The organism is Pseudomonas sp. Teo4 (assembly GCF_034387475.1).
GTDB lineage: Bacteria > Pseudomonadota > Gammaproteobacteria > Pseudomonadales > Pseudomonadaceae > Aquipseudomonas.
In genome coordinates this window covers 3,579,546-3,595,031 of sequence record NZ_JAXCIL010000001.1, presented here as the reverse complement: position 1 = coordinate 3,595,031, position 15,486 = coordinate 3,579,546, and the positions used below count along the sequence as shown (strand labels likewise).

Below are 15,486 nucleotides of genomic sequence, written 5' to 3'. Positions count from 1 at the left end.
TCTAGTTGATTTCAGAACCCTCGCTATCAATCTAGACCCTCGCGCTCGTTCCTGCTGGAAGGCGCGCACTGGCCATTCGTCGGCACATGGCCAATGGCGGTGAGGGTTTGGTTAACTGGGAAAGCGAATCGTGTCGATGCAGGAGGTGGCGGTATGCATCGCTTGGTTATCGAGGTGGACTCCCAGCTCTATCAGCAGCTGGAAAATGCGGCGCAGGATCACCATGTAAGCCTGGAGACGGAGTGCCGTCGCAGGTTGGCGACGCTGGAGTGCCAGTCACGCTACTTGCAGGCGCTGCTGGCGGAAATGCGCGCCGACGATGAACCGCAGCGCGCACAGGGTGAACGGGTCGTCTGATTACTTCTTCTTGTTTCCGGCGGAGCAGCTGGCGGCGTCGAATGCCTGGTCCATGACGGGTTGGTTGGTCTTGTAGACCGTGAAGCGATACACCATCACCGCGCCCTTGGACATCAGATTGCGGTAGCCGCTGTTGCGGCACACGCTGTCACCCAGCTGGCTGCGCACTTGCGCCGGGTTTTCCTGCATGCGTGCGGCGTGTTCGGCGCGCACGCTTAGGTGGTTGACCAGCGCCTTGCCTTCGACGGTGTAACCCTGATCGAGGATGTCTTCGTTGATGGCGCGAGGTGTGCCTACGCTGCTTTCCTTGGCGACCTTCTGCAGCAGCTTGTTCAGCTCGAACTCCTGCTTGGACGCCGCCTGGGCAGCCAGGGGCAGGGTGAGCAACAGGCTCAGGGTCGGGACAATAAGACGCAGCATGAATCTCTCCTGGTTCGATGACTGGCGCTTTGACCTGCGCCGGCAGGTGGCGTTCCCTGTAACCCGCGTCTTTGCCGGTAATATTTAGGGCGCCAAAACGTCGATTATAAGGGAGCGGCCGGCATACCTGCACGGCAAATGGCACCTGCTCTGGTAGACTGGCGCTTTGTTTTCGCCGAGTCGTTGCAGTGTTCATTTCCAACCTGTCCAAAGGCCTGCCAGCATGAGCCATGCGGTAGCGCGCCTGCGCGCCGAACGCCTGGCACGCAGCAACAAACCCTTCATCGCCCGTGGTTCACGTGCCGAGCGGTGTCCCGACTGCCGGGTGATCGCCACCCACTGCCTGTGCGCCTGGAAGCCTCGGGTCGACGCCGACTCTGGCGTGTGCCTGCTGATGCACGATACCGAGCCACTGAAACCGACCAATACCGGTTGGCTGATCGCCGACCTGATCGAAGACACGTCCGCGTTTGGCTGGTTGCGCACATCGGTTGACGACCGTCTGTTGGCGCTGCTCGAAGACCCGCAATGGCAGCCCTACATCGTGTTTCCAGGCGAATTCGTGGCGCAAGAGCGTGTGGTCAGCGAAGTCGTGCGAGAACCGGGCAAGCGCCCGCTGTTCATTCTGCTCGATGCCACCTGGACCGAAGCACGCAAGATGTTTCGCAAGAGCCCCTACCTTGATCGCTTCCCGGTCCTGAGCCTTCAGGCCGAGCAGATGTCGCGCTATCGCCTGCGCCGCTCCAAGCGTGACGATCATTTCTGTACCGCCGAAGTGGCGGCCATGTGCCTGGAGCTCGCGGGTGACAGCCAGGCCTCCCAGGCCCTGGACGCCTACCTGGACGTGTTCAGTCTGCATTACCTGAGCGGAAAGCGTCGCCTGCCGCTGGATGAGCAGGATGACACCCATCAGCGTTTGCATACCTTCCTATAGTCCAAGGGGCAACAGTGCCCCGATGGTTCATAATGACGGAGCTGGCAGCCAGGGTGGGCGAGGCGGCAGGGTGTTTGGCTTGACCACCCCCGACCGCGCTCGGCATCCTTGGCGCCGATTCCCCGCCGGGCGCTCCCTTACCCCGCATGCGCCTGGCACAGAACAGGATCCATAGATCGATGGCCACTTACGAAATCCTGATTGCCGATGACCACCCGCTGTTTCGCAGCGCTCTGCGCCAGGCGGTAACGCTGGGCCTGGGCCCGGACGTACGCCTGGTAGAAGTAGCGAGCATCGCCGAACTGGAAACCCGCCTCAGCGAAAAAGCCGACTGGGATTTGGTCCTGCTGGACCTGAACATGCCCGGTGCTTACGGCTTCTCCGGCCTGGTGCTGCTGCGCGGCCAGTACCCGCAAATTCCAGTGGTGATGGTTTCGGCCCAGGAAGAAGCGGCCGTGGTGGTGAAGTCCAGAGAATTCGGCGCCAGTGGTTTCATTCCCAAGTCCAGCGAGCTGAGCAAGATCCAGGAAGCTGTGCAGAAAGTGCTCGACGGTGATGTCTGGTGGCCGCCGCAAGCGTTCGAAAAGGTCGATGTCTCTGCCGAAGCCAAGGCCGCAAGTGAAGGTCTGGCCAGCCTGACCCCGCAGCAGTTCCGCGTATTGACCATGGTCTGCGAAGGGTTGCTGAACAAGCAGATCGCCTACGAGCTGAATGTGTCCGAGGCCACCATCAAGGCCCACGTCACGGCGATCTTCCGTAAACTGGGCGTGCGTACTCGAACCCAGGCTGCATTGCTGTTGCAACAACTGGAATCAGTTGCGGCTAGCTAATCGCCTGCTGCTTCACGCTTTTTTGACTCCTGCTCGGCTAGCCTGCTGGCCTTTTAACGGTGAAGTGACACTTATGTCGCCATTCAAAGGCCAGACTGGCCTCAAACGTATCGTCAATGCTGCCGGTTACTCGCTCGATGGCCTGCGCACCGCGTTCAAGGGCGAGGCTGCGTTCCGCCAGTTGGTACTGCTCAATGTGCTGTTGATTCCGATCGCTTTCTGGCTGCCGGTTACTCGTGCAGAGCGGGCAATCATGATTGCGGTCTGCCTGTTGGGCTTGATCGTCGAGTTGTTCAACTCGGCGGTGGAAGCTGCGATCGACCGTATCTCGCTGGAGCGCCACCCCTTGTCGAAGAACGCCAAGGACATGGGCAGCGCCGCACAACTGGTAGCGCTGACCATGGTGGCGGTGGTCTGGGGTGTGATTCTGCTTTAAGCGATCGGCGGCAGGACGATTTCGTCGCTGCGGGTAAAGCCTGCGGTGAAATTGCGGCACAGTTCGAGAAACTCGCGCATGGCCGAGGTCTGGTATTTCTGCTTGTGCCAGATGAAGTAGAACTGGCGCATCAAGTCCAGCTCGGGGGTTTCCACCGGCACCAGGCTTCCTCGACGAAATGCGTCGCGCAGCGCCAGGCGTGAGATGCAACCGATGCCCAGCCCCGACTCCACGGCACGTTTGATCGCCTCGGTGTGCTCAAGCTCTAGGCGAATGTTCAGGTTGGCGCGGTGATGGCGCATGGCTTGGTCGAACGTCAGCCGGGTGCCGGAGCCCTGTTCGCGGAGAATCCAGGCTTCCTGCGAGAGCGTCTGGACATCTGCGCGGCCAAGCTTGGCCAGTGGGTGTTGGGGGGCGCAGAACACCACCAGTTCATCCTCGACCCAGGGCTGCACTTCGAGGTCCGGGTGGTTGCAGTCACCTTCGATTAGACCCAGATCAATTTCGTAATGGGCAACCTGTTGCACGATATGCGCAGTGTTCTGCACGTGCAGTTTTACCTGGCTCTCTGGGTGCACCTGCATGAAGCTGCCGATCAGCAAGGTTGCCAGGTAGTTGCCGATGGTGAGCGTCGCGCCGACAGCCAGAGAGCCAAAACCGGACTTGCCATTGAGCAGGTCTTCGATCTCCTTGGCTTGGTCGAGCAGAGCGACAGCCTGGGGTAAAAGCTGGTGGCCCAAGGCATTGAGGCTCAGGCGCTTGCCGGCACGGTCGAACAACTGGCAACTGGATTGACGCTCCAGTTCAGTGATCGAGGTACTGGCAGCTGATTGCGATAGCGCAAGCAAGCTCGCAGCGCGCGACACGCTTTGGTGCTGAGCGACGGCGACGAAGACCTGTAGCTGACGTAGTGTGAATCGCATATCGATATAACCGATAACACATATCTTGATAATTCAGTTAACAGATATTGTCGCTGCCCCTAAACTATCGCGCAACTGTACGCCTTGCGCGCGCTGCGTTTTTCTTCAGGAGCCCCTTAGATGAGCAACATGAACCACGAACGTGTCCTCAGTGTGCACCACTGGAACGACACCCTGTTCAGCTTCAAGTGCACCCGTGACCCGGGCCTGCGCTTCGAGAACGGTCAGTTCGTGATGATCGGCCTGCAACAGGACAGCGGCCGTCCGCTCATGCGCGCCTATTCCATCGCTTCGCCGAACTGGGAAGAGCATCTGGAGTTCTTCAGCATCAAGGTGCCGGATGGTCCGCTGACCTCCCAACTGCAGCACCTGAAGGAAGGCGACGAGATCATCATCAGCAAGAAGCCTACCGGCACCCTGGTACTCGATGACCTGAACCCAGGCAAGCACCTGTACCTGCTGAGCACCGGCACTGGCCTGGCGCCGTTCATGAGCGTCATTCAGGACCCGGAAACCTACGAGCGCTTCGAGAAAGTGATTCTGGTCCACGGCGTGCGTTACGTGAACGAAGTGGCTTACCGCGAGTTCATCACCGAGCACCTGCCGCAGAACGAGTTCTTCGGTGAAGCGGTTCGTGACAAGCTGATCTACTACCCGACCGTTACCCGTGAACCGTTCGAGAACCAGGGCCGCCTGACCGACCTGATGCGCAGCGGCAAGCTGTTCAGCGACATCGGTCTGCCACCGATCAACCCGCAGGACGACCGCGCGATGATCTGCGGCAGCCCGAGCATGCTCGACGAGACCAGCGAAGTGCTGGACAGCTTCGGCCTGAAGATCTCCGCGCGTATGCGTGAGCCAGGTGACTACCTGATCGAGCGTGCCTTCGTCGAGAAGTAAGGCGTACGCTGGAACGAAAAACGCAGGCCTTGGCCTGCGTTTTTTTATGCCTGAGAATTTCACTGGCCCTATAGCCGGCAAGCCAGCTCCCCCAGGTTCTGCGGTGTTCTGAAGGTCTGCACGGCCCCTGTGGGAGCCGGCTTGCCGGCGATAGGGGCGCAGAGCTGCCCCATTGGCCTGGGCTAGTATTCAGCAGTCCAGCACAACCTCCTGCACCCGGATCACATCCGGCTGCGGATACTGCCACCTGACCTGCACATCCCAGAACTTTACCCCATACACCCGTTCCGGCGGCGGTACCTGATACGCTGGCCGTGGGTCCTGCCCGAGGCACTGCTCTATCAGCTCGACCAGAGGCTCTCCCAAGCGCAAAGCATGCTCCCTGGCCTGGCGCAACGCACTGTCGCTCCAGCTCACGTCGATGGCCTCAGGCGCATCGCCAGCCATCAGGTTCTGCGCCTCGGCAATGCTGTCGGCGTAGGGCACATAGGGTTTGATGTCCAGCACAGGTGTGCCATCGAGCAGGTCGATTCCCGACAGCAGCAGGCGCCCTGGCTCCACGGCTTCCAGACGAACCACCGACTGGCCGATGCCATTGGGCCGGTGGGTAGCACGGGTGGCGAACACGCCCATGCTTTTGTTGCCGCCGAGGCGGGGTGGGCGCACTTTCAGGCGGGGCTTGTCCTCCAGCGCCTGGTGGAACAGGAATAGCAACCAGACATGGCTTACCTGTTCCAGGCCTGCCACTGCCTCGCCTTGATCGTAGGGTGGCAGCAGCTCGAGAACGCCCCTCGCCGCGGGTGCCAGGCGGGGTTGGCGGGGAATCGCGAACTTCTCCTTGAAGCAGGAGCGCACGATGCCAACGGGCGAAACCGTATGTTGCATGGCCACTCAGCCGCGCACGCGCAGGGTCAGGCCCTTGAGGAAGTTGCGCAGCAACTGGTCGCCGCAAGGGCGGTAGTTGTCATGGCCGACCTTGCGGAACAGGGCGCTGAGTTCAGGTTTGGACACTGGGAAGTTGACCGACTTGAGGATCGCGTGCAGGTCTTCTTCCTTGAGCTCGAAGGCCACCCGCAGCTTCTTGAGGACGGTGTTGTTGGTCACGGGCAGCTCGACTGGCAGCGGTGGGCGGCTGTCGTCCTTGCCGCGACGGTAGATCACCAGGCCGTCGAGGAAATGTGCCATGACCCGCTCGGGGCAACGCACGAAGCCTGCCTCGTCCTCTTTCTTCAGGTAGGTGGCGAGTACCACCGGGTGCACTTCGAGGCCAGACAGCCCGATGATCTCGACCATCTTGGCGTCGTTCACCTTGAGCATGTAGCGCAGGCTGCGCAGGACGTCGTTGTGGTTCATTGTTGCTAAATCCTGTTCAAAGCCACGCCAAGGCGCGGCGCATTGCTTAGAAACGTTCGGTACCGGCCAGATAGCGCCATTGGCCCAGTGGTAGTTTGCCCATGGACACGCCGCCCAGGCGGATGCGGCGCATGCCGAGCACCTCCAGGCGCAGGTAGGCGCACAGTTCGGCGATCTGCCCTGGTTGCGGGTTCTTCAGGGCCATGCGCAGGTGGGTCTCGTTCTGCCAGCTGGCCTTGGCCTTGGGTAGCTCCCGGTCATTGCGCGTGGCGCCACGGGCCAGGCGTTCCAGCGCCTGTGGCGTGGTCTCGCCGCGAACTTCGATGATGTATTCCTGTTCCATGCGACGCAGGTCGGCGTCGATTTTGCGGGTTGCCCGCCAGTCCTGGGTGAATACCTGCAGGCCGCTGGCACCCCGCTCGAGTGGTGCGATGCAGGAGAGCCGGGAAAAGTGCCCGTGCAAGGGGCGCACACCTTCGCGGTGGGCTTCGCTGAGGTTGCCCATGTTCATGCTGGCGCGCGCGGTTTCGCTGTCGACATTGGCCGGCTGGTTCATCAACAGGGTGACCGGCTCCAGCGCCTCGGCGCGTGCTCCGGGCAGCAGTTCGATGCGCTGGCTGTCGACCTTGAATTGGGGCTGCTCGACCACCACGCCATCGACCGTGACCCAGCCACCTTCGATATACAGCTCGGCTTCGCGGCGTGAGCAGCCGAGTTGCTCGATCAGGCGTTTGGACAGGCGGACGGGTTCAGACATGGCTGTAATTCGCAAAAACGGGGAAAGGCGACCATTGTACCTGCCTGTGCACGCCAGATGATGGGAATCTATGTCAATTCCGCCTTTTCGGAAGCATCGCACGCAATGGTCGTCGCTTGTCTTAGGACGTTGTACGAATCAGCCTCATGTGCAGCAGCGGGTAAGGCTGCCCCAGCCCGTCGGTTTCCGAGCGTCCGATGACTTCAAACCCTTCGTGCAGGTAGAAACCCAAGGCCTGCGGGTTCTGCTCGTTGACATCCAGACGCTCGGCATTCAGCTCGTCGATGGCGTAGTGCAGCAGCCGCTTGCCGACGCCCATGCCTCGGCTTTCGGGTGCGACGAACAGCATGTCGACCTGCCCATTGGCCACGCCGGCAAATCCAAGAATGCGCTGGTGCTTGTCTTTGCAGCAGATCAGCATCACAGCATCGAGGTAGCGGTGCAGGACATGTTCACGCAACAGCAGGATGTAGTGCTCAGGCAGAAAGTCGTGAGTGGCGCGAACAGAGGCTTCCCAGACCTGGACCAGTTCGGGGTAGTCGTTCAAACGTGGTGTGTGGAGCGTCATTGCCAGCGGCATCGCGGGTATCCTCAAAGGCCATTGAGATCACCATAGATGCAAAAAAATACCCCGCCAGTGGGCGGGGTATTTTCGGTGGCCATGCCTTAGATGGGCTCTGCCCACATGTCGTACTCGTCGGCGTCGACCACGCGGCAACGAACCTTGTCGCCCGGCTTGAAGCCGTGGTCGCCGTCGATGAACACGCTGCCGTCGATTTCCGGTGCATCGAAGAAGCTGCGGCCAACCGAACCTTGCTCTTCGACTTCATCGATCAGCACTTCGATTTCCTTGCCGATGCGCAGTTGCAGGCGTGCTGCACTGATTGCCTGCTGGTGGGCCATGAAGCGGTCCCAGCGCTCCTGCTTGACGTCATCCGGCACTTCTTCCAGGCCCAGGTCGTTGGCCGGGGCGCCTTCGACAGGCGAGTACTGGAAGCAGCCTACGCGGTCGAGCTGGGCCTCGGTCAGCCAGTCCAGCAGGTACTGGAAGTCCTCTTCGGTTTCGCCTGGGAAGCCGACGATGAAGGTCGAGCGGATTACCAGCTCGGGGCACTGTTCGCGCCAGTTCTTGATGCGCGCCAGGGTGCGATCTTCGAAGGCCGGGCGCTTCATCGACTTGAGTACCTTGGGGCTGGCGTGCTGGAACGGGATGTCCAGGTACGGCAGGATCTTGCCAGCAGCCATCAGCGGGATGACGTCGTCGACGTTCGGGTACGGGTAGACGTAGTGCAGACGCACCCAGGCGCCCAGGCTGCTCAGGGCTTCGCACAGCTCGAGCATGCGGGTCTTGACCGGGCGACCGTTCCAGAAGTCGGTCTTGTACTTGACGTCGACGCCGTAGGCGCTGGTGTCCTGGGAAATCACCAGGATCTCCTTGACGCCGGCCTTGACCAGGCGCTCGGCCTCGCTCAGCACTTCACCCACCGGGCGGCTGACCAGCTTGCCGCGCATCGATGGAATGATGCAGAAGCTGCAGCTGTGGTTGCAGCCTTCGGAAATCTTCAGGTAGGCGTAGTGACGCGGGGTCAGCTTGACCCCCTGCGGCGGTACCAGGTCGATCAGCGGGTTGTGGTCCTGGCGCGGCGGCACTACTTCGTGCACGGCGTTGACCACCTGCTCGTACTGCTGCGGGCCGGTGACCGACAGCACGCTCGGGTGCACGTCGCGGATGTTGCCTTCGTCGACACCCATGCAGCCGGTGACGATGACCTTGCCGTTTTCCTTGATCGCTTCGCCGATCACTTCAAGCGACTCGGCCTTGGCGCTGTCGATGAAGCCGCAGGTGTTGACCACCACTACGTCGGCGTCCTCGTAGGTGGGCACGACTTCATAACCTTCCATGCGCAGTTGGGTCAGGATGCGCTCGGAATCGACCAGGGCCTTGGGGCAACCCAGGGAAACAAAGCCGACCTTCGGCGTGGCGGGAGTGGTGGACATGGCTAACCTCGGTATTGAAACAGGCCACCCCAGCCTGTGGCGGGGCGATCCAGGTGGGCGTTTTTGGCGCCTCTGATCAAAAAGTGCGCAATTCTAGCGAGCGCAAGGTCGCTTGACCAGCAGAAATACGACGAACGCTGCGCTATGCTTCGCGCCATTACGTCCGGGTTTCTGCAATACCCTGGCGTGGGGGTGAATTCTATCGGCCTTCGGGGCCGTCTGCGGGAGTGGTCGATGGTTCAGGCAAGCAGTCATGCCGAAAGCGGGCACGGCGAGAAACAGGGCGCGGCCCGGTCGTTGGGCCTGCTCGTGGCAGCTGTTGGGGTGGTCTATGGCGATATCGGTACCAGCCCGTTGTACACACTCAAAGAGGTGTTCTCCGGTGGATACGGGGTGCCGGTGAACCATGATGGCGTATTGGGGATCCTGTCGCTGATCCTCTGGTCGTTGTTGTGGGTGGTGTCGTTCAAGTACGTGATGTTTATCCTGCGCGCCGACAACCAGGGCGAGGGTGGCACCATGGCACTGATATCACTGGCGCGGCGGGCCACAGCGGACTATCCGCGCTTGCGTACCTTGATCGTGATCTGCGGCCTGATCGGCACTTCGCTGTTCTACGGTGACAGCATGATCACCCCGGCGATTTCGGTATTGTCGGCGGTGGAGGGTATGGGGCTGGCATTCGAAGGCATCGACCATTGGGTGGTGCCAATATCCCTGGTGGTGCTGGTGGCACTGTTCCTGGTGCAGAAGCACGGTACCGACAAGATTGGTAAATTGTTCGGGCCGATAATGGTCGTCTGGTTCCTCGCCCTGGCGGCACTGGGCGTGCATGGCATTGCGCAAAGTCCGGAAGTAATGAGAGCGTTCAACCCGGCGTGGGCAGTGAACTTTTTCGTTGTCCACCCCGGCATGGGAGTGGCCATTCTGGGGGCGGTGGTGCTGGCGCTGACCGGTGCCGAGGCGTTGTACGCCGACATGGGCCATTTTGGCCGCAAGCCGATCGCCCGTGCCTGGTTCGCACTGGTGCTGCCAGCGCTGGTGCTCAATTACTTTGGCCAGGGCGCGATCCTGCTGCAGAACCCCGATGCCGCACGCAACCCGTTCTACCTGCTGGCGCCAAGTTGGGCGCTGCTGCCGATGGTCGGCTTGGCTACGATGGCCACGGTGATTGCCTCGCAAGCGGTGATTTCAGGGGCGTTCTCCCTGACCCGTCAGGCCATCCAGCTGGGTTATATCCCACGCATGCAGATCCAGCACACTTCCAGCGATGAACAGGGGCAGATCTACATCGGCGCGGTGAACTGGACGTTGATGGCTGCGGTGGTGCTGCTGGTGATCGGTTTCGAGTCGTCTGGCGCCCTGGCTGCGGCCTACGGTGTGGCCGTGACCGGGACCATGCTGATGACCACCATACTGGTGGCGGCGGTCATGTTGCTGTTGTGGAAGTGGTCGCCGCTGCTGGCGGTGCCGATCCTGCTGGGCTTCCTCTTCGTTGACGGCCTGTTCTTCGCCGCTAACGTGCCCAAAGTCTTTCAAGGTGGGGCCTTCCCAGTGTTGGCCGGTGGCGTGCTGCTGCTGTTGATGAGCACTTGGAAGCGTGGCAAGCAGATTCTGGTCGAGCGTATCGATGAAGGCGCACTACCGTTGCCGATCTTCATCAGCAGTATTCGTGTACAGCCCCCGCATCGTGTCGAAGGCACAGCAGTGTTCCTGACTGCGCGGGCGGACGCGGTGCCCCATGCGCTGCTGCACAACATGTTGCACAACCAGGTGCTGCACAGCCAGGTGGTGCTGCTGACCGTGGTCAGCGAAGACCGGCCGCGGGTACCGGAACAGGAGCGTTTCGAGGTGGAGGCCTACGGTGATGGCTTCTTCCGCGTGTTGCTGCATTTCGGCTTCATGGACGAGCCGGACGTGCCTGAAGCGCTGAAGTTGTGCCATCTGGACGAGCTGGACTTCAGCCCGATGCGCACGACCTACTTCCTCAGCCGTGAGACGGTGATTGCTTCGCGCCTGGAGGGGATGTCGCGTTGGAGGGGTAACTTGTTCGCGTTCTTGCTGAAGAATGCCAACGGTAACCTGCGGTTCTTCAACTTGCCGTTGAACCGGGTGATCGAGCTGGGGACCCAGGTCGAGATTTGAAGGGGCCTGTACCGGCCTTATCGCCGGCAAGCCGGCTCCCACAGGTACTGCGGTGAACTCAAGGTTGTCGCGGTCCATGGAGCAACTGTCTTGTGCTGCCTGTGCCGGCCTCATCGCCGGCAAGCCGACTCCTACAGGTACAGCAGTGATCTCAGGATTGGCGAGGTCCATGTGGGAGCCGGCTTGCCGGCGATGAGGCCAGAACAGGCATCACAAGACAGTTGCCCGCAAGGACCTCACCGATCTTGAGATCACCGTTGTACCTTTGGAAGCTGGCTTGCCGCAGCGGCGGGCCGCGGTGCGGCCCTGGCTGAACCTCAGTTCTGTTCAGCCACGCTGGACTTCCCCTGGCGCGTTTCAATCTCGCCAATCAAACGCTTGGCCAGTGCCGGGTAGTTCTCATCGAAGTGGTGGCCGCCTGGCAGTTTCAGGCGCTCCCCCACAGCGGTCTTGTCGGTGCAACCGCTTTCGTCGGTTTCCTCCACGCCATACACGCAGACCACCTTGGACGCCGGCAACTTGGCCATTTCCGGCCCGGTCGGCGCTTCCTGGCCTTCCTTGCCCAGCCAGCCTTCCACCTCGATCTCGAAGCTGCCACTACGGGCGAACGCCAGCAGCATCACGGCATCGATGCGCTGCTGGTCTTCGACAGGCAGGCGGTTGTAGATGGCTGGCAGCACATCTGCACCGAACGAATAACCGGTCAGTACGAAGCGCTTGGTGCCCCATTTCTGACGGTAGTGCTGCATCAGTTCGGACAGGTCGGCGGCACTTTGTTCCGGAGTCTTGTGCTGCCAGTAGTAACGCAGCGTGTCGATGCCGACCACGGGGTAGCCGAGCTTGGCCATTTCACCCGCCACGTCGCGGTCGAGGTCGCGCCAGCCGCCATCGCCAGAGAGGAACAGGGTAACGGTATCGGTGGTCTGGCCAGCAGGCACTTCCACCACAGGAATAGCCAGGGCGTTGCCGTCATGGCCTACCAGGGCCTGGGTCAACTGGGCCTTGAGTACCTGCGGCAGGTGGATGTCATAGTCGCTGATGCTGGTCTCGGCATTGGCCTGGTCGCGCACGAACGCGGCGCTGGCGTCATCCGGGTTGTCGTTCCAGGCCACGTTCCAGTGGCCGTGGGCGGCTGCCTTCGGCAGGGCAGTGGGGCAGCCCGGTTGTTCCAGGCTGAAGTCGACGGAGATGGCCCGGGCCTTGTCGTCGCTCTGGCTGGCCAGCCAGCGCCAGGCCTGGGCGGCACCTGGGCCGATGCCGGCGACCAGGGTCGGCTTGTCGGACAGTTGGCTCAAGGCCTGGTCCAGGGCCTGTTGCTGTTTGCCGCAATCGCTCGGAGGCAGAATCACCTGCACCAGCTGGGCTTCGCCGGCCTGGCTCAGGTCCAGCAGCTGTTTGTCGGTGAGGGCCTGGTCCTGGGGCACGCCGATGGCGACCCTGGCCTTGGCGTGAACACCAGGGGTGACGCGGGTGATGCTGGTGCCGTTGAGGGTCAGTTGTTCCAGGCGTGCCTCGGGCGCCGGGCGGGTCCATAGCCAGAAGGCCACTGCGCCGCACAGTGCGGCCAGCAGCAAGGGAATCAGTACGTACAGCCAATAGCGTCGGATCATCAACGTTTCACCAATCCAGTCAGGCCGCCGGCAATCAGGGCGGCAGTGTCAGCCAGTGCCACCAGCGGGTCGAGCCCGGCCGGCACGGCCATGTAACGAGGTTCCCAGTCCGGTTGGAATTTATCCTTGAAGCGGCGCAGCCCCTGGAAGTTGTAAAGCTGCTCGCCGCGCCGGAACACCATCGAGCCCAAGCGCTGTGTCAGTGGGGCGCCACGACGGGGTTGCAGGCCGGAAAGCGGCACCATTCCCAGGCTGAAACGTGAGTAGTCGTGGCTTTTGTAATGGAGGATCAGGCCGATCATCATGAATTCCATGGTCAGCTTCGGCGCTTCTGGGTGTGCGCGCATCAGGTCGAGGCTGGCCAGTTCGTTGCTGTGGGTTTCCAGCAGGTTGGCGAAGGCTACCGGCCGACCCTGGAAGCGAATCAGGGCGATGCGGAAATGTTGCAGGTACTCGGGGCTGAACCGCCCGAGCGAGAAGCCTTTCTCGCGCACGTTCTTGCCACCGAGCCAGGCGTCGGAAATCTCCTTCAGTTCGGCCAGGGGCGCTTGCCCAGGCTCATGGATCTCCAGGCTCAGGCCATCCCGGCCCCCGCGGTTCCAGGTGTAGCGCAGGTCTTTCATTTCCTTGCCCTTGGCTTCGAGGTCGAAGCGGCGCAGGTCGACCCTGGCCTCCTCGCCGAGCTTGAGCGCGGTCAGGCCGATATCCATGTAGAACGGCAGGTTCTCCGCACGTACCTGGTAGAACACCGGGCGGGCGTGGTGAAGGTCGCACAGGTCGCGGAACTGCCAGATCATCTCGGCACGCTCCTGCGCCGGGCCGATTGGGTCGTACAGGGCCACCAGGCTTCGGCCACGGCGGGCGTACATAAGGAAGGCCTTGTCGCTTGGGTGGAACAGCAGCGCCTTGTCGCCGGTCAGGGCCAGACCGCCATCGGGTTGGTCGGAAGCCAGCAGAATCTGGTTGGCGCGCTGCAGTTCATCATCGTCGGGCAAGTGGATTACCGGCCGGGCGGTACGCAGCAGCCAGGTCAGGGATACGATTACCAGCAATACCGCGCTGCCCATCGCGGCTCGCAGACCGCGTGGCGCATCGGCGTCGAGGGTGAACTGCCACCACAGTTGATGGCTGTAGGGTACATCCTGATAAGCGAACAGCAGCAGCCAAACCGATGCGCCGACCACACAGGCGCTGGCCACCAGGTAGATAGGCGAGAACGGTAGTTCCAGCAGGCGGCTGGGTCGGTAGAACGAGCGCCGGAACAACGCCAGCAGTGCGGCAGTGGTGGTCAGCAGGCTTGCCTCTTCCCAGTCGAAGCCCTTGAGCAGTGATAGCAGGGCGCCGACTAGCAGCAGCACGGTGGTCAGCAGCCAGGCTGCCGACAGCCGGCGGCGCAAGCCTTGGGCCAGCAGCAGGCAGAGGACGCCAATCAGGCTGGCGCCGAAGTGCGAGGCGTCGATGAGCCGGTGGGGGACCAGAAAGCCCATGTGTTCGAGGCGGGTGTCGATTTCCGGTGTGGCGCCAGAAAACAGCAGCACCACGCCGGAGAGAAACACCAGAATCGCCAGGATCGGCGCCGCCAGCCCGGAGGCGGCTTTGATTGCCTGCTGGGCGAACAGCAAGCGCCGGGCTTCATTGGCCAGCAGCAGTACGCATGCCAGCAACAACGGCAGCACGACATAGATCAGTCGGTACAGGAGCAGCGCCGCTGCCAGCGGTGCGGCGCCCAGTTGGTCGGCAAAGGCCGCCAGCAGAATGGCTTCGAAGACCCCGACACCCCCCGGTACGTGGCTGAGCACGCCGGCTGCCAAGGCCAGCAGGTAGACCAGCAAGAAGGCGCCAAACGGTGGTGCTTCCGGTAGCAAGAGGTAAAGCACGGTCGCTGCGGCGGCGACGTCCAGGGCGGTGATCAGCAGTTGCAGCAGCGTCAGACGGGCCCCAGGCAGACGCAGTGTGCGGCGTCCGACCTGCACCAGCAAATTATCGACGAAGGGTTGTTCGGCCTGGCGCCGGCGGTACAGCCCGATCACCAGAACGGCGGATGCGACCAGCACGGCTATGGCAATGCCTGCCAATAGCGCAGGTGGCAGACTTAGTGCGGTGGCTGCGGCGGAAAGGTCGCTCAAGGTTGCCAGTGCCGCCAGGGGCGGCAGCGCACAACCCAGGGAGAGGCTGGCGAACACCGTCATCCGCGCGACTTCAGCGGCGCCCAGACCCTGGCGGGCGTACAAGCGGTAGCGCACCGAACCACCAGAGAGTATCGACAGGCCAATGGCATTGCCGATCGCAAATGCACTGAACCCGCCCAGCGCCAGGGTGCGTGCCGGGAGTTTCACGGCCGCGTAACGGCTGGCTGACCACTCGTATCCGAGCAGTATCACGAAGCCAGCCACTGTGGCCAGAAAGGCGCCGAGCAAGGCACTGGCCGGCACGCTGAGCATGGCGTCGTGCAAGGCGTAGATGTCCAGCTCGCTCAGCAGGTGGCGGCAGGCGATCAGGCCCATGGCGAACAGCAGCAAGGTTACCGCCAGGCCGATGGGCTGACGATAGCGGCTTATGCGCTCCAGCCACGTCAGGCGCTGTGCGGCGCTGGGCAGGGTCGAGGCGATCGGTGCCTGGGGCTCAGGGTTGTGGGAAGTCATGGGGTACCCCGTGCATGCAGCGCGAGGTGGGCGGAAGGTGCGGCCAAGAGAAAGTCCCTTTGGAAAACGTATCCAGATATTACTCCGGGCGGCGTCGCTTTTAGCCGTCCGAGAGGGTTAAAGATAGTTCATCCAAAAGGCGTGTCCTGGCGTAGAGGGGGAGGGCCAGGGATTTCTTGGG

At 62.0% G+C, this 15,486-nt stretch carries 15 protein-coding genes; 6 read left to right on the top strand and 9 right to left on the bottom strand.

What is annotated here, in order from left to right; translation table 11 throughout:
- The first annotated feature begins 153 nt into the window (after positions 1–153).
- The gene (locus PspTeo4_RS16245; protein ID WP_322364748.1) at positions 154–357 is read left to right on the top strand and encodes a hypothetical protein; all 204 of its coding nucleotides are present in this window, start codon (positions 154–156) and stop codon (positions 355–357) included.
- Here the strand turns inward: PspTeo4_RS16245 and PspTeo4_RS16240 are convergent, their stop codons facing one another.
- On the bottom strand, positions 358–777 hold the full coding sequence (locus tag PspTeo4_RS16240) for a quorum-sensing-regulated virulence factor family protein (protein ID WP_322364747.1): 420 nt from the start codon (positions 775–777) through the stop codon (positions 358–360).
- A 223-nt stretch (positions 778–1,000) separates the two neighbouring features.
- Here PspTeo4_RS16240 and PspTeo4_RS16235 point away from each other — a divergent pair, with 223 nt between their 5' ends.
- From PspTeo4_RS16235 to PspTeo4_RS16225, 3 genes are all read left to right on the top strand, one after another.
- Positions 1,001–1,711 carry a tRNA-uridine aminocarboxypropyltransferase gene (locus PspTeo4_RS16235; protein ID WP_322364746.1) on the top strand — a complete coding sequence of 237 codons (711 nt, stop codon included), beginning with the start codon at positions 1,001–1,003 and terminating at the stop codon, positions 1,709–1,711.
- Between the two features lie 179 nt (positions 1,712–1,890).
- Positions 1,891–2,541, top strand: coding sequence for a response regulator transcription factor ErdR (gene erdR, locus PspTeo4_RS16230; RefSeq protein WP_322364745.1), 651 nt, complete (start codon positions 1,891–1,893; stop codon positions 2,539–2,541).
- A gap of 73 nt (positions 2,542–2,614) precedes the next feature.
- Entirely contained in the window at positions 2,615–2,977 is a 363-nt protein-coding gene (locus tag PspTeo4_RS16225) for a diacylglycerol kinase (RefSeq protein WP_322364744.1), read from the top strand.
- Here PspTeo4_RS16225 and finR read toward each other — a convergent pair.
- Positions 2,974–3,900, bottom strand: a complete 927-nt coding sequence (gene finR, locus PspTeo4_RS16220; protein ID WP_322364743.1) for a LysR family transcriptional regulator FinR — start codon at positions 3,898–3,900, stop codon at positions 2,974–2,976. The two genes, PspTeo4_RS16225 and finR, sit on opposite strands and share 4 nt — an antisense overlap.
- A 120-nt stretch (positions 3,901–4,020) precedes the next feature.
- Here finR and fpr point away from each other — a divergent pair, with 120 nt between their 5' ends.
- Positions 4,021–4,800, top strand: coding sequence for a ferredoxin-NADP reductase (gene fpr / locus PspTeo4_RS16215; RefSeq protein ID WP_322364742.1), 780 nt, complete (start codon positions 4,021–4,023; stop codon positions 4,798–4,800).
- A gap of 189 nt (positions 4,801–4,989) precedes the next feature.
- Here the strand turns inward: fpr and tsaA are convergent, their stop codons facing one another.
- The 5 genes from tsaA to rimO all read right to left on the bottom strand — a co-directional run bounded on the left by tsaA (position 4,990) and on the right by rimO (position 8,908).
- Positions 4,990–5,685 carry a tRNA (N6-threonylcarbamoyladenosine(37)-N6)-methyltransferase TrmO gene (gene tsaA / locus PspTeo4_RS16210; protein ID WP_322364741.1) on the bottom strand — a complete coding sequence of 232 codons (696 nt, stop codon included), beginning with the start codon at positions 5,683–5,685 and terminating at the stop codon, positions 4,990–4,992.
- 6 nt (positions 5,686–5,691) lie between these two features.
- On the bottom strand, positions 5,692–6,153 hold the full coding sequence (locus PspTeo4_RS16205; RefSeq protein ID WP_322364740.1) for a DUF1456 family protein: 462 nt from the start codon (positions 6,151–6,153) through the stop codon (positions 5,692–5,694).
- Between the two features lie 46 nt (positions 6,154–6,199).
- A complete protein-coding gene (locus PspTeo4_RS16200) occupies positions 6,200–6,910 on the bottom strand; it encodes an rRNA pseudouridine synthase (protein ID WP_322364739.1) in 711 nt (236 codons plus the stop codon).
- 121 nt (positions 6,911–7,031) lie between these two features.
- Entirely contained in the window at positions 7,032–7,490 is a 459-nt protein-coding gene (locus PspTeo4_RS16195) for a GNAT family N-acetyltransferase (RefSeq protein ID WP_322364738.1), read from the bottom strand.
- 86 nt (positions 7,491–7,576) lie between these two features.
- Positions 7,577–8,908, bottom strand: coding sequence for a 30S ribosomal protein S12 methylthiotransferase RimO (gene rimO, locus PspTeo4_RS16190; RefSeq protein ID WP_322364737.1), 1,332 nt, complete (start codon positions 8,906–8,908; stop codon positions 7,577–7,579).
- A gap of 234 nt (positions 8,909–9,142) precedes the next feature.
- Here rimO and PspTeo4_RS16185 point away from each other — a divergent pair, with 234 nt between their 5' ends.
- Positions 9,143–11,053, top strand: coding sequence for a potassium transporter Kup (locus PspTeo4_RS16185; protein WP_322364736.1), 1,911 nt, complete (start codon positions 9,143–9,145; stop codon positions 11,051–11,053).
- 317 nt (positions 11,054–11,370) lie between these two features.
- Here the strand turns inward: PspTeo4_RS16185 and PspTeo4_RS16180 are convergent, their stop codons facing one another.
- Both PspTeo4_RS16180 and mprF read right to left on the bottom strand, forming a co-directional pair.
- Complete coding sequence (locus PspTeo4_RS16180) at positions 11,371–12,663, bottom strand: virulence factor family protein (protein WP_322364735.1); 1,293 nt, start codon at positions 12,661–12,663, stop codon at positions 11,371–11,373.
- On the bottom strand, positions 12,663–15,305 hold the full coding sequence (gene mprF / locus PspTeo4_RS16175) for a bifunctional lysylphosphatidylglycerol flippase/synthetase MprF (protein WP_322364734.1): 2,643 nt from the start codon (positions 15,303–15,305) through the stop codon (positions 12,663–12,665). Before mprF ends, PspTeo4_RS16180 begins: the two co-directional genes overlap by 1 nt.
- Between the last annotated feature and the right edge of the window lie 181 nt (positions 15,306–15,486).

Bases quoted from the DNA above. Each gene is read 5' to 3' on its own strand.
- PspTeo4_RS16245 (WP_322364748.1), top strand. From the start codon at position 154: ATGCATCGCTTGGTTATCGAGGTGGACTCCCAGCTCTATCAGCAGCTG.
- PspTeo4_RS16240 (WP_322364747.1), bottom strand. From the start codon at position 777: ATGCTGCGTCTTATTGTCCCGACCCTGAGCCTGTTGCTCACCCTGCCC.
- PspTeo4_RS16235 (WP_322364746.1), top strand. From the start codon at position 1,001: ATGAGCCATGCGGTAGCGCGCCTGCGCGCCGAACGCCTGGCACGCAGC.
- erdR (WP_322364745.1), top strand. From the start codon at position 1,891: ATGGCCACTTACGAAATCCTGATTGCCGATGACCACCCGCTGTTTCGC.
- PspTeo4_RS16225 (WP_322364744.1), top strand. From the start codon at position 2,615: ATGTCGCCATTCAAAGGCCAGACTGGCCTCAAACGTATCGTCAATGCT.
- finR (WP_322364743.1), bottom strand. From the start codon at position 3,900: ATGCGATTCACACTACGTCAGCTACAGGTCTTCGTCGCCGTCGCTCAG.
- fpr (WP_322364742.1), top strand. From the start codon at position 4,021: ATGAGCAACATGAACCACGAACGTGTCCTCAGTGTGCACCACTGGAAC.
- tsaA (WP_322364741.1), bottom strand. From the start codon at position 5,685: ATGCAACATACGGTTTCGCCCGTTGGCATCGTGCGCTCCTGCTTCAAG.
- PspTeo4_RS16205 (WP_322364740.1), bottom strand. From the start codon at position 6,153: ATGAACCACAACGACGTCCTGCGCAGCCTGCGCTACATGCTCAAGGTG.
- PspTeo4_RS16200 (WP_322364739.1), bottom strand. From the start codon at position 6,910: ATGTCTGAACCCGTCCGCCTGTCCAAACGCCTGATCGAGCAACTCGGC.
- PspTeo4_RS16195 (WP_322364738.1), bottom strand. From the start codon at position 7,490: ATGCCGCTGGCAATGACGCTCCACACACCACGTTTGAACGACTACCCC.
- rimO (WP_322364737.1), bottom strand. From the start codon at position 8,908: ATGTCCACCACTCCCGCCACGCCGAAGGTCGGCTTTGTTTCCCTGGGT.
- PspTeo4_RS16185 (WP_322364736.1), top strand. From the start codon at position 9,143: ATGGTTCAGGCAAGCAGTCATGCCGAAAGCGGGCACGGCGAGAAACAG.
- PspTeo4_RS16180 (WP_322364735.1), bottom strand. From the start codon at position 12,663: ATGATCCGACGCTATTGGCTGTACGTACTGATTCCCTTGCTGCTGGCC.
- mprF (WP_322364734.1), bottom strand. From the start codon at position 15,305: ATGACTTCCCACAACCCTGAGCCCCAGGCACCGATCGCCTCGACCCTG.